General features: G+C 70.6%; 17 protein-coding genes. 10 read left to right on the top strand and 7 right to left on the bottom strand.

From position 1 onward, the window contains the following. Positions 1–51: 51 nt before the first annotated feature. Entirely contained in the window at positions 52–861 is an 810-nt protein-coding gene (locus tag M8C13_RS09405) for a serine hydrolase (RefSeq protein ID WP_252480115.1), read from the top strand. On the opposite strand, the gene M8C13_RS09400 is transcribed toward M8C13_RS09405, so the two are convergent. From M8C13_RS09400 to M8C13_RS09390, 3 genes are all read right to left on the bottom strand, one after another. Next, positions 858–1,799 carry a ribose-phosphate pyrophosphokinase gene (locus M8C13_RS09400; RefSeq protein WP_252480114.1) on the bottom strand — a complete coding sequence of 314 codons (942 nt, stop codon included), beginning with the start codon at positions 1,797–1,799 and terminating at the stop codon, positions 858–860. The genes M8C13_RS09405 and M8C13_RS09400 overlap by 4 nt on opposite strands. Before the next feature lie 160 nt (positions 1,800–1,959). Then, entirely contained in the window at positions 1,960–3,252 is a 1,293-nt protein-coding gene (locus M8C13_RS09395) for a cytochrome P450 (RefSeq protein ID WP_252480113.1), read from the bottom strand. Positions 3,253–3,262: 10 nt separating this feature from the next. Beyond that, positions 3,263–4,540: an MFS transporter gene (locus M8C13_RS09390; protein WP_252480112.1), complete on the bottom strand. Its 1,278-nt coding sequence runs from the start codon at positions 4,538–4,540 to the stop codon at positions 3,263–3,265. 99 nt (positions 4,541–4,639) lie between these two features. On the opposite strand from M8C13_RS09390, the gene M8C13_RS09385 reads away from it, so the two are divergent. The 4 genes from M8C13_RS09385 (at position 4,640) to M8C13_RS09370 (ending at position 11,246) form a co-directional block, all read left to right on the top strand. After that, entirely contained in the window at positions 4,640–5,923 is a 1,284-nt protein-coding gene (locus tag M8C13_RS09385; protein ID WP_252480111.1) for a hypothetical protein, read from the top strand. 83 nt (positions 5,924–6,006) lie between these two features. After that, entirely contained in the window at positions 6,007–8,391 is a 2,385-nt protein-coding gene (locus tag M8C13_RS09380) for a cation-translocating P-type ATPase (protein ID WP_252480110.1), read from the top strand. Between the two features lie 520 nt (positions 8,392–8,911). Next, a complete protein-coding gene (locus M8C13_RS09375) occupies positions 8,912–10,003 on the top strand; it encodes a glycoside hydrolase family 5 protein (protein ID WP_252480109.1) in 1,092 nt (363 codons plus the stop codon). Between the two features lie 142 nt (positions 10,004–10,145). Further along, positions 10,146–11,246, top strand: coding sequence for a serine hydrolase (locus M8C13_RS09370; protein ID WP_252480108.1), 1,101 nt, complete (start codon positions 10,146–10,148; stop codon positions 11,244–11,246). A gap of 3 nt (positions 11,247–11,249) precedes the next feature. Here M8C13_RS09370 and M8C13_RS09365 read toward each other — a convergent pair whose 3' ends face one another. Then, entirely contained in the window at positions 11,250–12,143 is an 894-nt protein-coding gene (locus M8C13_RS09365; RefSeq protein ID WP_252480107.1) for a LysR family transcriptional regulator, read from the bottom strand. Between the two features lie 105 nt (positions 12,144–12,248). Between M8C13_RS09365 and M8C13_RS09360 the strand changes: the two genes are divergently transcribed. Next, a complete protein-coding gene (locus M8C13_RS09360; protein WP_252480106.1) occupies positions 12,249–13,109 on the top strand; it encodes an aldo/keto reductase in 861 nt (286 codons plus the stop codon). A gap of 50 nt (positions 13,110–13,159) precedes the next feature. Here the strand turns inward: M8C13_RS09360 and M8C13_RS09355 are convergent, their stop codons facing one another. Next, a complete protein-coding gene (locus M8C13_RS09355) occupies positions 13,160–14,101 on the bottom strand; it encodes a hypothetical protein (protein ID WP_252480105.1) in 942 nt (313 codons plus the stop codon). A 289-nt stretch (positions 14,102–14,390) separates the two neighbouring features. Here M8C13_RS09355 and M8C13_RS09350 point away from each other — a divergent pair, with 289 nt between their 5' ends. Continuing rightward, positions 14,391–14,879, top strand: coding sequence for a sigma-70 family RNA polymerase sigma factor (locus M8C13_RS09350; RefSeq protein WP_374213048.1), 489 nt, complete (start codon positions 14,391–14,393; stop codon positions 14,877–14,879). Beyond that, positions 14,876–15,541: an anti-sigma factor gene (locus M8C13_RS09345; RefSeq protein WP_252480103.1), complete on the top strand. Its 666-nt coding sequence runs from the start codon at positions 14,876–14,878 to the stop codon at positions 15,539–15,541. The genes M8C13_RS09350 and M8C13_RS09345 overlap by 4 nt, the downstream gene beginning before the upstream one ends. A 74-nt stretch (positions 15,542–15,615) precedes the next feature. Here M8C13_RS09345 and M8C13_RS09340 read toward each other — a convergent pair whose 3' ends face one another. Further along, positions 15,616–19,254 (bottom strand): S8 family serine peptidase, encoded by a 3,639-nt coding sequence (locus M8C13_RS09340; protein WP_252480102.1) that lies wholly within the window; start codon positions 19,252–19,254, stop codon positions 15,616–15,618. 269 nt (positions 19,255–19,523) lie between these two features. Further along, the gene (locus tag M8C13_RS09335; protein ID WP_252480101.1) at positions 19,524–19,748 is read right to left on the bottom strand and encodes a hypothetical protein; all 225 of its coding nucleotides are present in this window, start codon (positions 19,746–19,748) and stop codon (positions 19,524–19,526) included. A 300-nt stretch (positions 19,749–20,048) separates the two neighbouring features. On the opposite strand from M8C13_RS09335, the gene M8C13_RS09330 reads away from it, so the two are divergent. Both M8C13_RS09330 and M8C13_RS09325 read left to right on the top strand, forming a co-directional pair. Beyond that, positions 20,049–21,104, top strand: coding sequence for a DNA-binding transcriptional regulator (locus tag M8C13_RS09330; protein ID WP_252480100.1), 1,056 nt, complete (start codon positions 20,049–20,051; stop codon positions 21,102–21,104). Between the two features lie 51 nt (positions 21,105–21,155). Continuing rightward, complete coding sequence (locus M8C13_RS09325; protein ID WP_252480099.1) at positions 21,156–21,728, top strand: HD family hydrolase; 573 nt, start codon at positions 21,156–21,158, stop codon at positions 21,726–21,728. Positions 21,729–21,746 lie beyond the last annotated feature (18 nt).

Raw genomic sequence — 21,746 nt, 5'->3', positions numbered from 1 at the left:
CGCACGGCTTCTTCGTCAGTTCTTCATCACGCCGTTCCTAGCTTCGCGGCCATGAGTCGCAAGTGGACAGCCGCCCTGTTCGTCCTGCTCACCGTGGCCGTGGCCGGCTGCCAGCGAGCGCCGGAACCCACCGTGGCCGGGTTCGGCGCCCAGCCACAGACCCCGGACGCGCAGCAGCGCGTGGTCAGCCCCGAGGTCAGGGTGGACACGCCAGGCCAGTACTCCTGGTCGCTGCGCGAGACCAAGACCGGCGCGGTGCGCGGCTCGGCCAACCAGGACCGCTTCGCCAACACGGTGGAGTCGATGGTCAAGGCCTGGATCGCCTTCGACTTCCTCAACGGGCTCGGCCAGGCCAAGCCCAGCCCGGCCGACCTGACCAACCTGCACCGCATGATCCACGTCTCCGATGACCAGGCCGCGCAACGGCTCTACCGCCAGCGCGGCTCGGACCAGGTGATCCTGCGGCTGATCCGCACCTGCGGCCTGACCGGCACCACGATCAAGACCGGCTGGTGGTCCAAGACCAGGATGACCGCCGACGACGCGACCAGGATGGGCCAGTGCCTCTTCGACGGCCGCCACCTCAGTCCACAGTGGACCAAATGGCTGCGCGAGGAGATGCGGAACGTGGACCCCAGCAACGCTTTTGGCATCGCGCAGGCCCCGGGCCTGGCCGGCAAGCCGCTCGCGATCAAGAACGGCTGGACCGAGCACGGGGCCACCGGCAACTGGGCGGTGAACTGCCTCGCGGTGTGGGAGGACAAGGTGCTCGCCGTGCTGGCCAGCTACCCGGCCAAGCTCGGCCAGTCGCACGGCGCCTCGGTCTGCCGCCAGGTCGCCGAGCAGCTGTTCCCGGCCTAAGCGTCGAACAGCGCGCTGACCGACTCGCCGTTGTGGATGCGCCGCATCGCCTCGGCCAGCGCGGGCGCGATGGAGAGGATCTTCAGCTTGGGCACCCGCTCACCGGCCGGGATCGGCACCGTGTTGGTGCACACGATCTCCAGCACGTCCGGCTGGTCGCCGATCCGCTTGAGCGCGCCCGAGGAGAACAGCCCGTGCGTGCAGGCCACCCTGATGGTGCGCGCGCCCAGCTCGCGCAGCCGGTCCAGCAGCTCCAGCACGGTGCTGCCCTTGGCGATCTCGTCGTCCAGCACGATGATGTCCCGCCCGGCCACCTCGCCGATCACCGAGCTGATGGTCACCTTGTCGTCGGCGAAGCGCTGCTTGGCCCCGGCCGCCACCGGCACGCCGAGCAGCCGGGCGAAGTGCGAGGCCTCCTTGGCGTTGCCCAGGTCCGGCGAGACCACGGTGGTGTTGCCCAGGTCGTACTGCCGGAAGTGCCCGGCCAGCTCGCGCAGCGCGTGCAGGTGGTCCACCGGCACGCTGAAGAACCCGTGCACCTGCGGCGAGTGCAGCGTCATCGCCAGCACCCGGTTGGCCCCCGCGGCCACCAGCAGGTCGGCCACCAGCCGCCCGCCGATGGAGATCCGCGGCGCGTCCTTCTTGTCCGAGCGCGCGTAGGCGTAGTGCGGCATCACCACGGTGGTCCGCGCCGCCGAGGCCCCGCGCGCCGCGTCCAGCATCAGCAGCAGCTCGACCAGGTTCTCCTGCACCGGCGTCACCAGCGGCTGGATCAGGAACACGTCCCGCTGCCGGCAGTTGGCCTGCAGCTGCACCTCGATGCAGTCGTTGGCGAAGCGCTGGGTCCGCACCGGCCGCAGCGGCACTTCCAGGTGGGCGCAGATCTCCGCGGCCAACTCGGGGTGCGCACTGCCACTGAAGACCGCGATGTCCCGCACGAACTTGCTCCCTCGCACCGACGACCTGTGACGCCCCGCATGCTAATGCGCGAATGGGCAAAAGCCCTGGTGAAGGTGGCCCGGGACACGCTCACGACCGGGTGGCCGACCGGCCCGTGGCGCCCCGCCGGGCGGAGCGGGGCGACACGGGGTCAGGCGGTCACTGGCAGCGCTGGGCCGGGAAGTTCGCGGCCACCGGGAACTTGCGCAGCCCCCGGATGGAGTTGGTCTCCCGCCGTTCCAGCGGACCGGCCTGCCGCAGCAGCGGCATCCGCTCGGCCAGCGTGCGGAAGACCAGCTCGCCCTCGATCCGGGCCAGCCGCGCGCCGAGGCAGTAGTGGATGCCACTGGAGAAGGCCAGGTGCTCCGGTCCGCTGCCGCGGGTGATGTCGAACTTGGCGGGCTCGTCGTAGACCTCGGGGTCGCGGTTGCCCGCGGCCAGCAGCACGCCGACCAGCTGACCGGCCTTGATGGTCTCGCCCGCGAGCTCGACGTCGGTGTGCGCGACCCGCATGGAGGCTTGCACCGGCGGGTCGTAGCGCAGCACCTCCTCCACCGTGGAGGCGGCCAGCTCCGGCTTGGCGCGCAGCTGCGCCCACTGCTCCGGGTGCGCCAGCAGCGCGCGCACGCCGTTGCCGATCAGGTTGACCGTGGTCTCGAACCCGGCCACCAGCAGCAGCAGCGCGCAGCCGTGCAGCTCGTGCGCGGTCATCTTCTCCTCGCCGACCGCGACCGCGAGGCTGCTGATCACGTCGTCGCCGGGTTCCTTTGCGCGCTCATGCAACAGCCGGTCGAACAGCGAGACCAGGTCCGCGCCGACCTCGATCAGGTCCTTGGCCTGGCGGATGGAGTGCACGCCGCTGAGGCCCTCGCCGATCATCGCGCCGTACTCGGCGAAGGCGGCCCGGTCCGGCTCCGGGATGCCCAGCAGGTCGCTGATCACCGTGATCGGCAGCGGCGCGGCCAGGTCGCGGACCAGGTCGAAGCTCTCCTGCTGCTCCACCGCGTCCAGCAGCGAGTCCACGATCTGCTGCACCCTCGGCCGGTAGCCGTCCACCCGGCGCGGGTTGAACGCGGGCGCGGCCAGCCTGCGCAGCCGGGTGTGGTCCGGCGGGTCCATGTCCAGGAAGCTTTCCGGGTAGTTCTGCGACACCACGGCCATCGCACCGCCCAGCGGCGGGGAGCCGTCGGCGTTCTTCATGCCGAAGCGGCGGTCCCGCAGCACCTGGTTGCACAGGGCGAAGGAGGTGGTGGCCCAGGTGCCGCTGAGCCCGCGGTAGAGCGGGCCCTTCTCCCGCATCCGTTCGTAGAGCGGATACGGGTCGTCCCGCCATTTCGGGTGCTCCACCTGCACGAGCAGATCGCCGAGTCCGCCGAGCAGCCAGTTCGCGGCCTTGGCAGCCTGGATCTGCGAGCCGAGCCGAAGGGAGGCGGCGGGGCCCAGGTTGTTCATCGGTGTCCTCTCATCGAGTGTTCGCCTTCTCCGGCGCCGGAGCGAACGGCGCCTGCGAAGGTTCGATCCGGCGCAGCCCCGGGGTGAGGGCGGCGTAGGCGGTGGCCAGCAGACAGCCGGCGCCGATGATGACGAAAGCCGTTGCGGGACCGGAGAATTCGACGATGGGACCGGCGACCACCGCGCCCAGCGGGCTGGCCGCCAGGGACAGCGAGGCGACCGTGCCGATCACCCGGCCGCGCATGTGCTCCGGCGTGCGCTCCTGCATGACCACCGCGGTGACCGGGTTGATCGGGCCGGAGACCACACCGGTGATCAGCGCCAGGGTGAGCAGCCAGCCGAACTCGGTGCTCAGCGCGAAGCCGCAGAAGGCCACCGAGGTCAGCAGCAGCGCGCCCAGCAGCGAGGCGCGGCGGGAGGCCCACCTGGCGATCACGCCGTAGCCGATGGCGCCGATGATGCCGCCGACGGCGAAGAGCGCGAGCACAAAACCGGTCTGCTCGGGCCGCCCGGCCTGGAACATCATCGCGGGCATGATCACCGAGGTGATCGGGGCCAGGAACAGCACGATCAGCATGCCGGTGAGCGCGGTGGCGCGCAGTGCGCCCTCGGTCCAGACGAACTTCAGGCCCTGCCACACCGACTGCCAGTACGGCTCGGCAGGCGGCCGGTCCTTGCCCCTGACCTCGGTGGAGGGCACCACGGCGAAGGTGAGCACCGAAGCCAGGAAGAACATGATCACGGTGGCCCACAAGGTGTTCATCGGCCCGATCACCGCGATCAGCACACCGGCGAGTCCGGGACCGGCCACGCCGCCGATCCCGTCCACCGCCTCACCCCAGGAGTTGATCTTCTCAAGGGGTAGCTTCGCGCGGGCCGCCACATCCGGCCGCAGCGACTCGCGCGCGGCCATGCCGGGGCCGTCGAAGACCGCGCCGAGCGCGACCAGGGCCAGGATCACCGGGATGCCCAGGCCCACGGTCATGTCCAGCAGCGGCAGCGCGGCCACCGCGGCCGCGCTGAGCAGGTCGGCGGCCACGCTGGAGCGCCGCCGGCCGAACCGGTCCACCAGCGCCCCGCCGAACAGCGCGGAGAGCACCAGCGGAGCGGCGGCCGCGGCCGCGACCACACCCGCGAGCACGGCGCTACCCGTGCGCTGCAACACCAGGATCGGCATCGCGACCGCCACGATCGCGTTGCCGGTGACGGACAGCGCCGTCGAGCCGAGCAGGCCCCAGACAGGTACCCGGGAGGGGCGCGCGGCCCCCTGGTCCGATTGGACGTCCACGCATCAAACGATACACCGATGTCTCATTCTTGACCGCTGGGTTCCCACCCGGCTCGACCGACCGCACCCGATCGAGCGGACGCGGATAGCCTCAGCCGGGTGGCGAGTGAGAAGCAGCGGAACGCCCTGCCGATCAAGGAAGTCGAGCGCTGGTTCCTGCGCGAGGGCATGCCTTTTGTGGTCCGGAACATGCGCAAGCACCCGGTGCTCGCCCGGTCCCTTCCAGCGCTGATGTTCTTCCTGGGTGGCGTGCTCGGCTACACCGCGGTGACCGTGGCCTGGCGCTGGAGCCCGCCCTACCGCCACCTGCCCAACGCCGAGGCGGACGCGGCGATGGCCGACTCCGACGCCTACTCGCTCACCGGTTTGGGTGTGGCCACTGTCACAGCGGTCGGCTTCGCCCTGCTGTTCCTCTGGTCGCGCACCGGCCGCCGCTACCTGCGCAGCCGCACCGCGGGCATCACCGGCGCCGTGATCACCCTGCTGCTGCCCCCGCTGCTGGAGGTGCTGACCAGCTGGAACCTGGCCGGCGCGCGGGAGGACCTGGTCATCGGCGCCGCGCTGATCCTGGTGGTCTACGCCTTCACCAGGGCGGGCATCGGCTCGCTGGTGCACTGGGCCTGCTGGCACCTGGTGCCACACCTGGGCAACCTGGGCAGGCTGGTCACCAGGGCGGTGCCGCTGCTGCTGCTCCTGGTCACCTTCCTGTTCATCAACACCGAGAACTGGCAGATGTCCGGCAACCTGGACCGGCCGAGGCTGTGGGGCATCGCCTGGTTCTTCATCGTGATCATCGCGCTGTTCCTGTGCGTGCGGCTGCCCGAGGAGCTGAAGAAGCTGCGGGTGGAGATCACCCCGGACTCGGTGCGCGCGGCCTGCGCCGGCACCGAGCTGGGCAGGCTGGCCGAGCAACTGCCGGATGAGGACCTGAACTTCGACCGGCACCCGATGAAGCTGGGCGAGCGGCTCAACGTGCTGCTCATCGCCTTCGTCAGCCAGGGCCTGCAGATCGCCCTGCTCGGCCTGCTGGTGTTCCTGTTCTTCGTCACCTTCGGCGCGATCGCGATCAAGGACTCGGTGGCCGAGGCCTGGGTGGGCCACCCGCTCACCGAGGGCACCTTCTTCACCATCCCGATCCCGATCGAGGGGGTCAGCAACGAGCTGATCCAGGTCTCCATCGTGATGGCCGCCTTCTCCGCGCTGTACTTCGCGGTCTACGCGGTCAACGACGCCGGCTACCGGGAGCAGTTCTTCGAGGAGATCCTGGAGGAGCTGCAAAAGGTGCTGCTGGCCAGGGAGTGCTACCTCCGGTTGCTGGAGGTCGACGGGCCGCAGTCCCCCGAAGGATGGACCAAGCTCGCCCAGGTCACCCAGCGGAGCTAGCTCTGTCCCTCCCCCGGTAGCCCGCCGGAGTGGACCTGCGCGCGGTCCACTTCCCGGCCACCCCCGGCGCGTACCCTCGCGCAGTGTCGACGACGGAAGAACCGGTCGCGCTCGCCGGGGTTGACCCCGCCCGTGGCCTGACCGCAGAGCAGGTACGGCAGCGCGTCGCGGCCGGCCAGTCCAACGACGTGCCGGCCAGGGCCAGCCGCAGCGTCGGCGAGATCATCCGGGCCAACGTGTTCACCCGGTTCAACGCGATCATCGGGGTGCTCTTCGCGATCATCCTGGTCATCGGGCCGATCCAGGACGGCCTCTTCGGCGTCATCATCGTGATCAACACGCTGATCGGCATCGTGCAGGAGGTGCGCGCCAAGCGCACCCTGGAGCGGCTGGCCATCGTCGGCGAGGCCAAGCCGACGGTGCGCCGCGACGGGCAGGCGGTGGAGGTCTCCCCGCACGAGGTCGTGCTGGACGACGTGATCGAGATCGGGCCCGGCGACAAGATCGTGGTGGACGGGCAGGTGCTCGCCGCCGAGGCCATGGAGGTCGACGAGTCGCTGCTCACCGGCGAGTCCGACCCGGTGGTCAAGCAGCCGGGCGAGGAGGTGATGTCCGGCAGCTTCGTGGTCGCGGGCACCGGGGCCTACCAGGCCACCAAGGTCGGGCGGCAGGCCTACGCGGCCCGGCTGGCCGAGGAGGCCAGCAAGTTCACCCTGGTCTCCTCCGAGCTGCGCTCCGGCATCGACAAGATCCTGCGCATCATCACCTGGATGATCGTGCCGATCGGCGCGCTCACCATCTACAGCCAGCTCGCCGACAACTCCGATGTGCCGGACGCGATCCGCCGCATGGTGGCCGCGCTGGTGCCCATGGTGCCCGAGGGCCTGGTGCTGCTGACCAGCATCGCCTTCGCCGTCGGCGTGGTCCGGCTGGGGCGGCGGCAGTGCCTGGTGCAGGAGCTGCCGGCGATCGAGGGCCTGGCGCGGGTGAACGTGGTGTGCGCGGACAAGACCGGCACGCTGACCGAGAACGGCATGCGGCTGGCCGAGGTCCGCCCGCTGGACGGCCACGACACCGCCGAGATCGGCACCGCGCTGGCCGCACTGTCCACAGTGGATCCACGCCCGAACGCCAGCCTGCAGGCCATCGCCGAGGCGCACCCCGGCGGCGCGGACTGGACGGTCAGCGCGATCGCGCCGTTCTCCTCGGCCCGCAAGTGGAGCGGGGCCAGCTTCCAGGGCGACGGCGACTGGGTGCTCGGCGCGCCGGATGTGTTGCTGGACAACGACTCCCCGGTGCGCGCCGAGGCCGAGCAGACCGGCTCGCAGGGCCTGCGGGTGCTGCTGCTGGGCCGGGCCAGCTGTGCGGTGGACGACGGCGCCGCGCCCGGCGTGGTCACCCCGGTGGCGCTGGTGGTGCTGGAGCAGAAGGTCCGCCCGGACGCCAAGGAGACACTGGACTTCTTCGCCGCACAGGACGTCGCGGTGAAGGTGATCTCCGGCGACAACGCGGTCTCGGTCGGCGCGGTGGCCGCCTCGCTGTCCCTGCCCGGCGCGGACCGGCCGGTGGACGCGCGCACCCTGCCGGAGGGCAAGGAGAACCTGGCCGGGCCGGTCAACGACGGCGTGGTCTTCGGCCGGGTCACCCCGGCGCAGAAGCGGGACATGGTCGGCGCGCTCCAGTCCCGCGGGCACACCGTGGCGATGACCGGCGACGGCGTGAACGACGTGCTCGCGCTCAAGGACGCCGACATCGGCGTGGCCATGGGCGCGGGCAGCCCGGCCACCCGGGCGGTGGCGCAGATCGTGTTGCTGGACAACAAGTTCGCCACCCTGCCGTACGTGGTGGCCGAGGGCCGCCGGGTGATCGGCAACATCGAGCGGGTGGCCAACCTGTTCCTCACCAAGACGGTGTACTCGGTGCTGCTGGCGGTGCTGGTGATCATCGCCCAGGTGCCGTACCCGTTCTACCCCAGGCATTCCACCCTGCTCAACGCCTTCACCATCGGCATCCCGGCCTTCTTCCTGGCACTGGCGCCCAACACCGAACGCGCCCGCAGCGGCTTCGTGGCCAGGGTGATGCGGCTGGCCGTGCCCGCGGGCGCGATCGCCGCGGTGGCCACCTTCACCAGCTACCTGCTCGCGCTCAACGACTCCACCGCGACCCAGGACCAGCAGAGCACGGCCGCGGTGGTGACGCTGTTCCTGGTGGCCTTCTGGGTGCTCGCGGTGATCGCCCGCCCGTACGCCTGGTGGAAGGTCGCGCTGCTGCTGGTGATGGCGGGCGGCTTCGCCTTCGCCACCCTGATCCCGTTCGGCCAGGAGTTCTTCAAGATCGACCCGAACCACTCGCCAACCCTGCTGCTGGCCTTCCTGGTGGCCGGGGTCGGCATGCTGCTGATCGAGCTGAGCTGGTGGCTGGACGGCTGGCTGCGCCAGGAGAAGGAACGCCTGGCCGAGACCGCCTGACCTGGCCGAAAGTACAACAAAAAGAAACAGGGTGAACGCACCGAGCCGCCACTCGGTGCGTTCACCCCTACCCTGGATCGGCGGTAGCCATCCGGGGAGCCGTACTGACTGACTGATCAGACAGTAAGCCTTGGACCTGCGGTTCGTCAAGAAGTGGCGCGGATGAATACGTTGTCATCCGGACGCTACTCCATGCTGACCAACCTGGGCCAGACCGTATTGACAGCTCGATGCACTCTCGTCGCACCGCGCGTGCTTGTGTCTGTTTCCGTTGATTTTTGACCGGTTGGCCGCTACCGCCAAGATCATCGCGCCTGCGGGCCGGGTGCCGCGGCCCTTGACGATGGGTGAGCGGGGTCACTAACATCCGTCCCACTGTTAGGAAACTAACCTAACAATGTTCCCTGGTACGAACCCTGCTTCTGCTCCACCGAACCGCCGCCGCCACGCACCGCCGCAAACTCGCACAGCTCGGCGGCCCCACCCTGCCCTGGGGCTCCGGACGAGAGGAGCGCAAACGATGGGACGGCTCAACGTAGTCAGGCGTGCACTCGGCATCATCGCCGCCGCCGCACTGGCCACAACCGGTGTGCTTGCCACCAGCGCACAGGGCTCTCCTACCCCCGAACCGGCGGTGGCCAACGCCGCCACCGCGCCGCTGGGGCCGGCCGCCCTGCCACCCGGCACCCCCGCGGCGATCAACGGCCAGCTCAAGGTCTGTGGCCTGCAACTGTGCAACAAGAACGGCAAGCCGATCCAGCTGCGCGGCATGAGCACGCACGGCATCCAGTGGTACAGCCAGTGCCTGAAGACCGCTTCGCTGGACGCGCTGGCCAAGGACTGGGGCGGCGACGTGCTGCGCATCGCGATGTACATCCAGGAGGGTGGTTATGAGACCAACCCCCGGAAGTTCACCGACATGGTGCACGGGTACATCGAGGAGGCCACCAAGCGCGGCCTCTACGCGCTGATCGACTGGCACCAGCTCACGCCGGGCGACCCGAACCACAACACCGCGCGGGCCAAGACCTTCTTCAAGGAGATCGCCCAGCGGCACAAGGACAAGACCAACATCATCTACGACATCGCCAACGAGCCCAACGGTGTCTCCTGGTCCCGGATCAAGACCTACGCCGAGGCCGTCATGCCGACCATCCGCGCGGAGGACCCGGACAGCCTGATCCTGGTCGGCACGCACGGCTGGGGCTCGCTCGGGATCTCCGACGGCCGCAACGAGCAGGACATCATCAACAACCAGATCAACATCCCGAACATCATGTACACGTTCCACTTCTACGCGGCCTCGCACAAGCAGCAGTACCTGGACGCGTTCACCCGCGCGGCCGCCAAGCTGCCGCTGTTCGTGACCGAGTTCGGCACCCAGACCGCCAGCGGTGACGGCGGCAACGACTTCACCTGGTCCCAGAAGTACCTCGACTTCATGAAGCAGAAGAAGATCAGCTGGACCAACTGGAACTTCTCCGATGACAACCGCTCCGGCGCGGTCTTCAAGCCGGGCACCTGTGCCGGCAACAACTTCAGCGGCACCGGCGTGCTGAAGCCGGCCGGCGCCTGGATCCGGGAGCGCATGCGCACCCCGGACGAGTTCTGAGCCCTCCTCCACAGGAGAACACCGGGGACTGTCCACTTCGGACGGTCCCCGGTCCTTTTCCCGGCGGGGTGCGGTTTTCCACAGCAGCACTGTCCGGTCGACCGCATGGTTCACCCCGCCGGCCCCGCATACCGTCACGCCCATGATGCTCAAAGTGATCTTGTCCCTCGCCCTGGCCGCAGGCCCGGCCGGCCCGCCGCCGGAGATCCCGGTGGCCGAGCTGCGCGACCGGCTGACCAGCCTGGCCGCCAAGGGCGACATCACCGCCGGGCTGGTGCACGTCCAGGACGGCGCCACCCGGTGGTCGGACGCGGTGGGCGTGCGGGACCTGGCGTCGGGGGCGCCTGCCCAGGCCCACGGCCACTTCCGGATCGGCAGTGTCACCAAGACCTTCGTGGCCACGGTGCTCCTGCAACTGGCCGACGAGCGACGGCTGACCCTGGACGACCCGATCGCGCGGCACCTGCCGGGCGTGGTGCCCGGCGGCGAGCGCATCACCGTGCGGCACGTCCTGCAGCACACCAGCGGCCTGCCCGACTACATGAGCGAACCGGGCTACTCGACCAACCGCTGGCGCGGCGAGGCCCGCTTCGACGACTACTCGCCCGCCCAGTTGTTGCGGGTGGCGTTCGCGACCAAGCCGCCCTTCGGGCCCGGCGAGTCCTGGCGCTACTCCAACACCAACTACGTCGTGGCCGGGCTGCTGATCGAGAAGCTGACCGGCCACCGCTACGGCGATGAGGTGGCGCGCCGGATCCTGCGCCCGCTCAAGCTCAGCCACACCAGCCTGCCCGGCAACCACCCGTCCCTGCCCGCCCCGCACGCCCACGGGTACGAACCGCTGCCCACGACTCCGCCGACGTTCGTGGACGCCACCCGGATGGACCCGTCGCTGGACTGGGCCGCCGGCGAGATGATCTCCACCTCGCACGACCTGGCCACCTTCGTCACGGCGCTGCTCGACGGCAGGCTGACCAGCCAGGCCGGTCTGGCGGAGCTGCGGCGCATGCGGGCTGCCGACCCGCTGTTCCGCTACGGCCTCGGGTTGCAGGAGTTCACGCTGCCCTGCGCAGACGGCCCGAAGCCGGTGTGGGGGCACACCGGGCAGCTGATCGGCTACCTCACCGTCGCACTCGCCGACGGGCGGGGCAGGTCGCTGGTGCTGTCGCTGAACCCGTACCGGCAGGACCCGTCCACCACCGCGGTGCTGCCCATGGCGGTGGCGGTCTTCTGCCGCGGGTGATCCTCAGTTGACCGGGAGCGCGTCGCTGCCCAGGACCAGGCGCAGGAAGGCCTGGGCGGACGGGCTGACGTGCTCGCCGGAGCGCAGCGCGATGCTGGCCTCCCAGTTCGGCGCGGCCGGGTTGAGCTCGGCGACGCAGACCGGGAAGCCCTTCTTGTAGGCCATCGGCCGGGGCACCACCGCGACGCCGAGGCCGTGCCCGACCAGCTCCAGCAGGCTGTGCACGTCGTTGAGCTCCAGGGCCACCCTGCGGGTCATGCCCTGGGCGGCGAAGACCCGGTCGGTGAGCTGGCGGGCGCCCCAGTCGCTCTGGAAGTCCACGAACACCTCATCGGTCAGCTCGGCCCACTCCACCCGGTCGCGCCGGGCGAAGCGGTGCTCGCGGCCGCAGACCAGCAGCATCGGCTCGGTGGCCAGGTGGGCCAGGCTGACGCCGTCGGGGGCCGGACGGGGCTGGTCGACCAGGGCCAGGTCCAGCCGGCCCGCTTTCACCCCTTCGATGAGCTTGGCGCCGCCGGACTGGGTCAGCCGGACCTCGACGCCGGGGTGCGCGGCGTGGAAGCGGGCCAGCAGCGCGGGGGCGTCGATCACGCCGAGGCACTGCACCATGCCCACCGACAGGGTGCCGCGCAGCACGCCCTGCACCGCGGCCACCGCGTCCTTGGCCGCGGCCACGCTGACCAGCGTGCGCCTGGCCTCCACCAGCAGCGCGCGTCCCGCCTCGGTGAGTTCCACCCGTCGGGTGCTGCGCACGAACAACGGCGCGCCGAGTTCGCGTTCCAGTGCTTTGATCGAGGCGGAGAGACCGGACTGCGCGACCCGCACCCGCTCGGCGGCTCGCGTGAAGTGCCGTTCTTCCGCTACCGCGACGAAGTACTCCAGGTGCCGAAGCTCCACGACTGTGCACGTTAGCCGATGAGTGCCAGCAGGTTCTGCTGTTGGACTCAACCGAGACCACACCGCAAGCTGGAGAAACGCCCACAGCTGAGGACAGGAGCAAGTATGAGGACTCGCCGGATCGGCGACGTCGAGGTGAGCGCGATCGGCCTGGGCGCGATGCCCATGGCATCGGAGTTCGGCAAGGACCGGCAGGCGTCGCTGACCACCGTGCACGCCGCGCTGGACGCCGGGGTCACGCTCATCGACACCGCGGACGCCTACTGCACCAACAGCGCCGACTTCGGGGACAACGAGCGCTTCGTGGCCGAGGCGCTGGCCGCCTACCCCGGCGACACCAGCGCGGTGCTGGTGGCCACCAAGGGCGGGCACACCCGCGACGAGCAGGGGGCCTGGGGCCTCAACGGCGACCCCGGCTACCTGAAGCAGGCCTGCGAGGCCTCGCTGAAGCGGCTCGGCGTGGACGTGATCGGCCTCTACCAGTTCCACCGGCCGGACCCGAGGGTGCCGATCGGTGACTCGGTGAGCGCGCTGCGTGACCTGCTGGACGCCGGGAAGATCCGCTACGCCGGGGTGTCCAACTTCAACCCGGCCGAGATCAGGGAGGCCAACGAGATCCTCGGCGGCAGGCTGGTCTCGGTGCAGAACCAGTTCTCCCCCGCCTTCCGCTCCAGCGAGCCGGAGCTGGCCCTGTGCGCCGAGCTGGGCATCGCGTTCCTGCCCTGGAGCCCGCTGGGCGGCATCGCCAAGGCGGCCGAGCTGGGCAGCGGGTTCGCCGCCTTCGGCGAGGTCGCGGCCGGCCGTGGGGTGAGCCCGCAGCAGGTCTGCCTGGCCTGGATGCTGGCCAAGTCCGAGGTGGTCATCCCGATCCCGGGCGCCAGCCGGACCGCCTCGGTGCTGGACTCGGTCGCCGCGGTGCACCTGGAGCTCAGCGCGGAGGAGATCGCGCACCTGGACCAGGTCTAGGCACGCCGCCGCCCGTGTCCACTGTGGACACGGGCGGCCGTCCCGGTGGCTCAGTAGCCGCCGGTCGCGCCGCCGCCCTTGGCGCTGCCACCGGCCGCGCCCTTGGCCTTCTTGCCGTCGGGGGCCGCGACGAACCAGGTGCCCTGCACGGCCTGGCCCTTGGTGTCACCGGCCTTGGCGTCCTGGGTGAAGCGGTACAGCGGCCAGCCGCCGAGGGTCACCTGCTCGGAGCCGTCGGGCCGCTTGACCGAGCCGACCAGCGCCTGGTCCACGCCCTGCACGGTGACGTTGCCGTTGACCAGCACCGGCGGCCAGGCCTCCAGGCACTTGCCGGCGCAGTTGGACTTGGACGGCTTGGCGGTGTCCTTGTCGAAGCGGTACAGGGTCAGGCCGTTGACGTCGGTGACGATGTTGCCCAGCTCGCTGGAGGCCACCGCGTTCAGGGTGGCCGCGGCGTTCTGGCCGCCGCCGTTGCTCGCCTTGGCCTTCTTGCCCTCGGGGGTGGCCGCGAACCAGGTGCCCTGCACGCCCTGGCCCTTGGCCTCGCCCGGCGCGGTGTCCTTGGCGAAGGTGTAGAGCGGCCAGCCGGCCAGGGTCAGCTGCTCGGTGCCGTCGGCCCGCTTGAGCGACCCCACCAGCGCGGAGTCCACGCCCTGCACCGTAGGCTGCCCGTCGACCAGCGCCGGGGGCCAGGCCTCCAGGCACTTGTCCGCGCAGTTGGACTTCGGCGGCTTGGCGGTGTCCTTGTCGAAGCGGTACAGGGTCTTCCCGTTGGCGTCGGTGACGACCTCGCCCAGCTGCGCCATGGTCGAGACGTTCAGCGTGGCCGGCTCCGGCTCCGGGGCCTGGCTGCTGGTGGGTTGCTGTGACGGTGCGGGCGGCTGGGGCTGGGGTGCGGCACCGTCCACTCCGGACCCACACGCGCCGGCCAGCAGCACGGCGGACACAGCGGAAACTGCCATGATCATGGTGCGCACGCGTCGAGTCTGCACGGCTCATCCCTCCACGAAGTCTTCGGTGTTTCGCCCAGCAGGCGGACGTCGTGGAATACGAGCCCATCGGCCGCGCGGGTTCAGTTCAACGGCAGAAACGGCCGAATGTCCTAGAACAACCCAGCTTCCTGAACCGGAACCGCGGACTCCTCGTATCCCACGGGAAGGACGCCCTGTGAGCAGCGCGAAGGAGCGAGGCGGAGATGAGTCGGCGACGAAAGGCAGCGCGGTGAACGTACGGCGCTTCGGCAAGCCGGAGAAGCGCGAGGACGAAGCGGAGCGCCAGCTCATCGCTCTGCTCTACCGCCAGTACGGCCAGGTGCTGATGCGGCACGCGATGCGCCTCACCGGCAACGACAAGTACTGGGCCGAGGACGTGGTGCAGGAGACGCTGCTGCGGGCCTGGCGGCACGCGGAGAAGCTGGACCGCGATCCGGACCTGTTGCGCGCCTGGTTGTTCACCGTGGCCCGCCGGATCGTCATCGATGCCCGCCGCAGCAAGGGAATCCGGCCGCAGGAGGTGGACCCGGCGCCGCTGGAGGTGATGCCGGAGCCCGCGCGCACCGACGAGGCGCTCTCCCGGATCGTGATCAAAACAGCGCTGGACAGTCTCAGCGCCGAGCACCGGGAGGCGGTCGAGCAGACCTACCTGCGGGACCGCTCGGTGACCGAGGCCGCCGCCGTGCTGGGCGTTCCGCCTGGCACAGTGAAGTCGCGGGTGTTCTACGCGCTGCGGGCACTGCGCCGGACTTTGGAAGAACAGGGAGTCACGCCATGACGCCGCCGATCGACCACACGGACGTGGGCGCCTACGTCCTCGGCGTGCTGGACGCGCACGAGGCCGAGGCGTTCGAGGCGCACCTGCTCGGCTGCGAGCTCTGCCAGGCGGAGCTGAAGTCGCTGTCCGCGCTGCCCGACCTGCTCGACGAGCTGCGTGAGCCGACCTCGGCCCCGGTCGCGGTGGAGATGCCCAGGCTGCTGGACGAGGTGGCCGCGCGCCGCCGCAGGCGCAAGATCGTCACCTGGGTGGCCGCGGCCGCCGCGACCATCGCGATCATCGCCGGTCCGATCGTGACCGCGGCGCTGACCAGGACCGACCCGAACGTGGTCGCCTTCCCGGACGGGGTGCCCAAGCTGACCGGCTCCGGGCCGACCGGCGCCTCGATCGAGCTGACCGTGCAGGAGAAGGGCTGGGGCTCGGACGTGGTGCTCTCGCTCAAGGGCGTGCGCGGTCCGGAGAAGTGCGAGCTGATCGCGGTGGGCAAGAACGGGCAGGAGGCCACCGTGAACAGCTGGCTGGTGCCCTCCTGGGGCTACGGCGTGCCCGGCTGGCCGCAGCCGCTGATGATGCGCGGCGGCGCGGCGATGAAGCCCGGCGACATCGCCAAGTTCGAGGTGCGCACGCTGGACAAGAAGGTGCTGGTCAGCGTGCCTGCCTGAGCCGTGCGACGAGAAGGGGGCGAACCCGCCTGGGTCCGCCCCCTTCTCACCCGCAGTGTTACTTGAGCGCAGGGTTACTTCAGCGCATAAGCCCTGATCAGGGTCTGCTCCACCGCGTTGCCGTCGACGTCGGTGGCGTGCACCTTCAGCGAGACGAACCCGCTGCTGTCGGCCTTGCGCGGGTGCTGGACTGTCCCGCTGTAGCCGCCGTCAGCGCCGATCGCGCGGAGCTTGACCGGTTCCCAGGTGCCGCCGTCGTTGAAGGAGACCTCAGCCCTGGCCTCGGCGACCTTGACCGGGGGCGCGCCCGGCTGGGTGGCCGCGGTCAGGTTCAGCGCGAACACCCGGTCCGCCGGGGCCGCGTTGTCCAGGTCGAGGTCCAGGTTCCACCGGGCCTGCAACACCGGCAGCGGCACCGTCTTGCCCGCCTCGCCCCGCGCGGAGCTGAAGCTCCACGAGGAGAACGACTCGGTGCCGATCGACCAGCCCGGCCGGCCCTGGTTGACGTCCAGCTCCACCCGGTAGTTGGCCTTCTCCGCCACGCCGACGGCCACCTCACCGAGCGCGTGCGGCTGTTCGGCCACCTGCTCGCCGTCCCGGTACACCCTGGCCACCGTGCTCGCGCCGAGGTCGCGCAGGTAGTGGTCGGGGTCGCTGTCCAGGAACTCGGCGAAGTTGAGCCGCAGCTTGTCATCGGTGCGGCTCACCGGCAGCAGCGCCCTGGACACGCCGGGTTGGAACGGCCCCTGGTACCAGGACACGGTGCGGCTGCTGCCCGCCACCGGCGGCGGCGCGCTGCCGTTGCCCGCCATGCCGTCCGCGCCACCCGAGCCGTAGAACAGCGGCTGGTACCGGGTGCCGTTGGCGGAGAAGTAGCGCAGGTGGTCACTGGGCACGCGCCGCTCGAAGCCGGCGGCGATCGCGATGAAGTCGTACGGCCGGAAGCTGAACATGCCCTGCGAGCCGACCTGGTCCGGCCGCACCGCGTGCAACCTGGTCCGCTCGGTGGCCACCGTCACCGGGCTGACGTCGAAGGACAGGTCCGAGGGGATGCGCTGCGCGAAGGGCTGCACCAGGTGGTACTGCACCGGGCTGTGCGCGGTGCCCTTGAGCTCCACCGTGACCGGTCCCCTGGCCAGCAGCTCCAGCAGCCGCTTACCCTCCACATTGGACAGTTCGAGGCCGGGGATGGCCGGGTTGCGGGTGGTGTAGTCGGCGAAGCGGCCCGGTCCCGAACCGAACACCGCGGCCACTCCTGCCTTGGCGTTGGCCGCGTTGCGCACCTGGTCGTTCGGCGTGATGTCCTTGGACTGCTGGATCAGCGCGATCTTGCCGCGCACGTCCCGCCCGGCGAACTCGGCCGGGGTGCCGGTGCCCACGTAGACCACCGGCAGCCGGTGCGTGCCGTCGATCCGCTTGCCGAGCTCCTGGCCGGTGCCGAGGTAGTCGGGCCGGAGCACGGTCTCCGGCGCGACCACCTTGGCGGTGAGCTTCGGCGCTTCCAGCCACATCCGGTTGGCCAGCTCGAACTCCCCGCGTTTGACCGGCTCGGCGGGCACGGCGTAGATCCGGTCCACGGTGCGGCCGTAGAAGAACCCGCTGGTGAACCGGTTGTTGCCGGCAGCCCTGGTCCAGGTCTGGGACAGGGTGACCGGTTCGGTCCGCTCCGGCGTGCGGGCCTGGACCTCCTTGCCGCCGCGGGCATCCAGGGTGATCGAGGCGGGGCCGTTGACCTCCAGCTCGTCCTTGGTCACCACGGTGTACTCGGTGTCGTTGCGGCTGGGGTCGGCGGTGGAGAGGAAGCCGCCGAGGAAGTACTTCCCGGGCGGCAGCAGCAGGGTGCCGGAGCCGGTGGCGTCCACGCTGACCCGGTGGTAGCGCGCGTTGTCCAGGTTCCACGCCGAGATCGCGGCGTAGCCGGGGGCCTTGCCGTCGCGGCCGATCGCGCTGATCGAGACCTTGTGCTGGAGGTCCTTGTGGAAGCCCAGCACGGTCCGCAGCACCGCGCCGCCGCCGTGCTGGCTCGCGGTGAGCGCGCCGGCGTACAGGCCGAGCTCACCGGCGTTCGGGTTGACCGTGACGGTCGCCGTGGCCGAGCCACCGGCCGGGATGGACACGGTGGCCGGGCTCACCGAGAGCAGCTCCGCCGGTGCGCTCACGCCGGTGGCGGACTTGGCCGCGACGGCGAGGTCGAGCCGCGCCTCGGCGGCGGAATCGTTGGTGTAGGTCACCTTGCGGGTCACCGGCTCGACTGAGCCGTAGGGGCCGAGGAAGCGGCCCAGGCTCAGCGAGCCCGCGTCGGCCCGCAGCTGCTGCTGCGCGGTCGCGGCCACCCCGGCCGCCACCCGGCCGGCGCCCTGGTCGTAGGCGCTGATGCCGTCCAGCGGCTTGGCGGTCTGCATCAGCGCGGCCTTGAGCTGCGCGGCGGTCCACTTCGGGTTGCGCTGGGCCAGGATCGCGGCCGCGCCTGCCACGTGCGGGGTGGCCATCGAGGTGCCGTCAGCGGACATGTACCGGTCGCCGCCCGCGGAGTTCGCCCTGGCCGCGCTGATCGCCACACCGGGTGCGGCGATGTCCGGCTTGAGCGCGTTGTCGCCGTAACGCGGTCCCTTGCTGGAGAAGTCGGCCAGCCGGTCCTGCTTGTCCACCGCGGCCACGGTCAGCGCCGAGTCGGCCGCGCCGGGCGAGGACACCGTCTCCGTGCCACCGCGCCCGGAGTTGCCCGCCGCGATCACGAACAGCGCGCCGGTGTCCGCGGAGATCCGGTTGACCGCCACGCTCATCGGGTCGGTGCCGTCGGTGGGCCCGCCACCGAGGCTCATGCTGACCACCTTGGCCTTGCTCGCGGCCCACTCCATCCCGGCGATGATGCCGGACTCGGAGCCGGAGCCGCCGTCGTTCAACACCTTGCCGTTCAACAACTTCGCGCCTGGCGCGACACCCTTCTTGGCACCGCCGGCCGCCGCGCCGGAACCGGCGACGGTGGAGGCGACGTGGGTGCCGTGGCCGTGCTTGTCGGTGGCGTCCGGCGCGGTGCTGAAGTTCTTGTGCTCCACCACTTTCCCGGCCAGGTCGGGATGCGTGTCGTCGATCCCGGTGTCCAGCACCGCGACCGTGCCGCCACTGCCGTCGAACCCGGCCTGCCAGGCCGCGGGCGCGCCGATCTGCGGCACACTGGTGTCCAAAGTGGACTTCACCTGGCCGTCCAGCCAGACCTTGGCCACGCCGTTGTTCAGCGCCTTGGCCCCGGGGTTGGTCAGCGCGGCCCAGAACTCGCCGAGCTTGCCCCGGTCCGCGCGCACCGCCTGCGCGCTGGCGCTGGCCAGCACGGCCTGGCGGCGGCTACCGGCGGGCGGGGTCGCGGTGACCGACAGCTGCGGCCGGTCGTAGGTGAGGATCAGCGGCAGCGAGTCCTGCCGGTCGAAACCCTGCTCGACCAGCTTGGTGACGTTGAACAGCCGCTCGTCCAGCAGCCCGGCCGCGAGGTAGGGCTCGGCGGCGAACGGGATGACGTGGGCCTGCTTGTCCACGGTGTACGTGCGGTACTGCTCGGAGCCGCGGACCCGCGCGGCTTGGCGGCCGTCGGCGTAGTGGTCAAGGGCCACGGTGTCCCCGGTGACCAGGGTCAGTTCGGTGGACCGGACCGGCACGTCCTGGCCAGGTCTGGGCTGCGGTGCCGCGGTGCCTGCTCCCCCGGCCACACCGCTTGCCACCAGGCCCAATGCCGCCAGACTGGCGACGACTTTCCGATGTCTCGACAAGGTGCCCCTCCTACCACCAGGCGATATCGGAGCCCGAAGCTAGCGGCAGGCGATGCGCCGGAGGCACCTACAAAGGTGGTCTAAACCTCGCGTTCGGGTGAACCGTCGGCATCGTTTGTCCATTGTGGACAGAACTCACCAGTGGGAGCTAGCCCGAACGGGCTCGTGCCCCCCGCCCGCGACCAGGGAGAGGCACGGGGGACACGAGCCTGGGAGGGATGTCACCGGTCGATCTCGTGCTGGTGCGGCATCGGGATCCGCGCCACGCACAGGACACAGGGCATCCCGGAGCTGGTCGGTTCGATCACGGCTAGTGGAGCCACATGTCCGCACAAGGCGGTGAGATCATCCGGCGGCGTCTCCGGGCGCAGGGTGGCCACCCTGAACCCGTGCACCTGCTTGTCCCGCCAGCTCCGCCACCAGGCCAGATCGTCATTGGCCGCCATCCGCACCACCGTCCCGCGGCGCGTAGTAGTGGCACACGACCTCTCCCCTCCGACACAACCGGCTGATCGGAGGGGTCCGACCCAGCGGTTGTCCCCGGTAACCTGCTTACCGATGGCAGTGGATCAACCACTGTCTGTACAACGTTAGGGAACCTGACGCGACAAGAGGACTGACCGGAAGTACGGGTTGGCTCGCTCCGGCCGGTGCTCGGCGGGAGGGCGAGCGGCGTGGCCGATCGGTCCGGAAGACTGCGAACGGGTCAACGTTCTCCGCGCTGTGTCGGAATCGTCTCCGGCTATGTGCTCAAGCTGGCCAGGGAGTCCGTCCCGTTGAGCCAGTCGGTGCTGGCCGAGCACCTGGGCGTTGACCTGACCACGGTGCAGGGATGGGAAAGCGGGCGCAGGCCGCTGACCGCGATCCGCACCGCCGACCTGATCCGCCTGCGCGCCAAGCTGATCCGGCTGGGCGTGCCGCCGAAGGTGTTCGCCGCCCTTGAGGACGCGCTGGAGGCGGACCTGCTGATCGGGCACGCGGTGGAGACCGGCGACCGCCCGGCCAGGGCGGGCGACCACCCACTGGCGCAGTGCGTGCACCGGCGCAACCTGACCAACATGATCACCTGGCCGTTCACCGGCCTGGTGCCGCCGAACCTGCGTGACCTGGACCGGCAGAGCCACCAGCGCCGCGGCCCGGTGCCGGACCGGCCTGCCCTGGGCGCCGCCGAGACGGACCGGTTCTTCGACCACCTGCTGGTCACCGCGGACGCCGAGGCCGCCGAGGACCAGGCGCTGCTGCGCAGGCAGGCGGTGTACCTGCTCGGCTTCGACGGCCGGGGCGCCACCGCGGAGTGGCTGGCCACCGAACAGCGCAGGGCGCTGCGCAGCGCGGGCCGCACCGACCACGTGCCGTCCTGGGTGGAGGTGCGCTCCTCGGCGATCGCGTTGAGCCGTTCCGGTGACCGGGACCCGTTGCGCGCCTTCGTGCAGACCGCGCTGACCAACGAGGCGCAGGAGATCGCCAACCTGAACTACTGGGCCTACTGGGTGGGCGAGGTCGCCGACGTGCAGATCGACGACGGTTTCATGACCGAGCTGGGCGTGCGGTCCTGGACCGGCGAGGACCTGTTGCGGCACCTGCTGGTCCGGCTGCAGCCCGGCGGCGACCACGCCGAGCTGAACATCCACAGCCTGTGGTCGCTGGTGCTGGCCCGTCCCGCGCTGCTGGACGCCAACCCCGGCTTGCGCCGCCTGGCCAGGGAGCGGGTGGACGGCATGAGCGCGGACCGGGAGCTGGCCAAGCAGGCCCATCGCGAACTGACCGGACTTGACTACGCCATCCGCCTGGCCGCGCGCTGAGCGGGCCGGGATGGCTCCAGGTACGTGACTACCTAGGAGAGAGGTCAGCCAGTGAACGACAAGCACGACCGCGAAGCGGCCGCGGTCGCCGAGTTCGCCTTCGAGCTGGGGGTGCTCAAGCGCACCCGCCGGGCTGGTTGGTGGCACGTCGGCGTCCGCGACCCCGAGTCGGTCGCCGAGCACAGCCTGCGGGTCGCCCAGCTCGCCACCATGCTCGCCGCCATGGAGGGCGCCGACCCCGCCCGCGCCGCGTTACTCGCGCTCTGGCACGACTCCCAGGAGACCAGGATCGGCGACCTCACGCACACCGCCCGCGACTACCTGCAGGCCGCCTCCAACGAGCGGATCACCGCGGACCAGACCGCCGCGCTGCCGGACACCGCGCGCAAGACGGTGCAGGAGGTGGTGCACGAGTACGAGTCGGCGGGCACCGCGGAGGCGCGCTGCGCCAAGGACGCGGACAAGCTGGAATGCCTGCTGCAAGCGGTGGAGTACCGGGAAAGCGGGTACCGGGGCGTGCAGGGCTGGATCGACTCCTCGCGCAAGGCGCTGCACACCGAGGCGGCCCGCCGGGTGGCCGAGGCCGCGCTGAGCGTGTCCACCATGGCCTGGCGCGGGCGCTGACCGCGGCGCCCCCGGCCG

This window comes from Crossiella sp. SN42 (assembly GCF_023897065.1).
Classification (GTDB): Bacteria; Actinomycetota; Actinomycetes; order Mycobacteriales; family Pseudonocardiaceae; genus Crossiella.
This window is presented reverse-complemented; position numbering and strand designations above follow the sequence as displayed.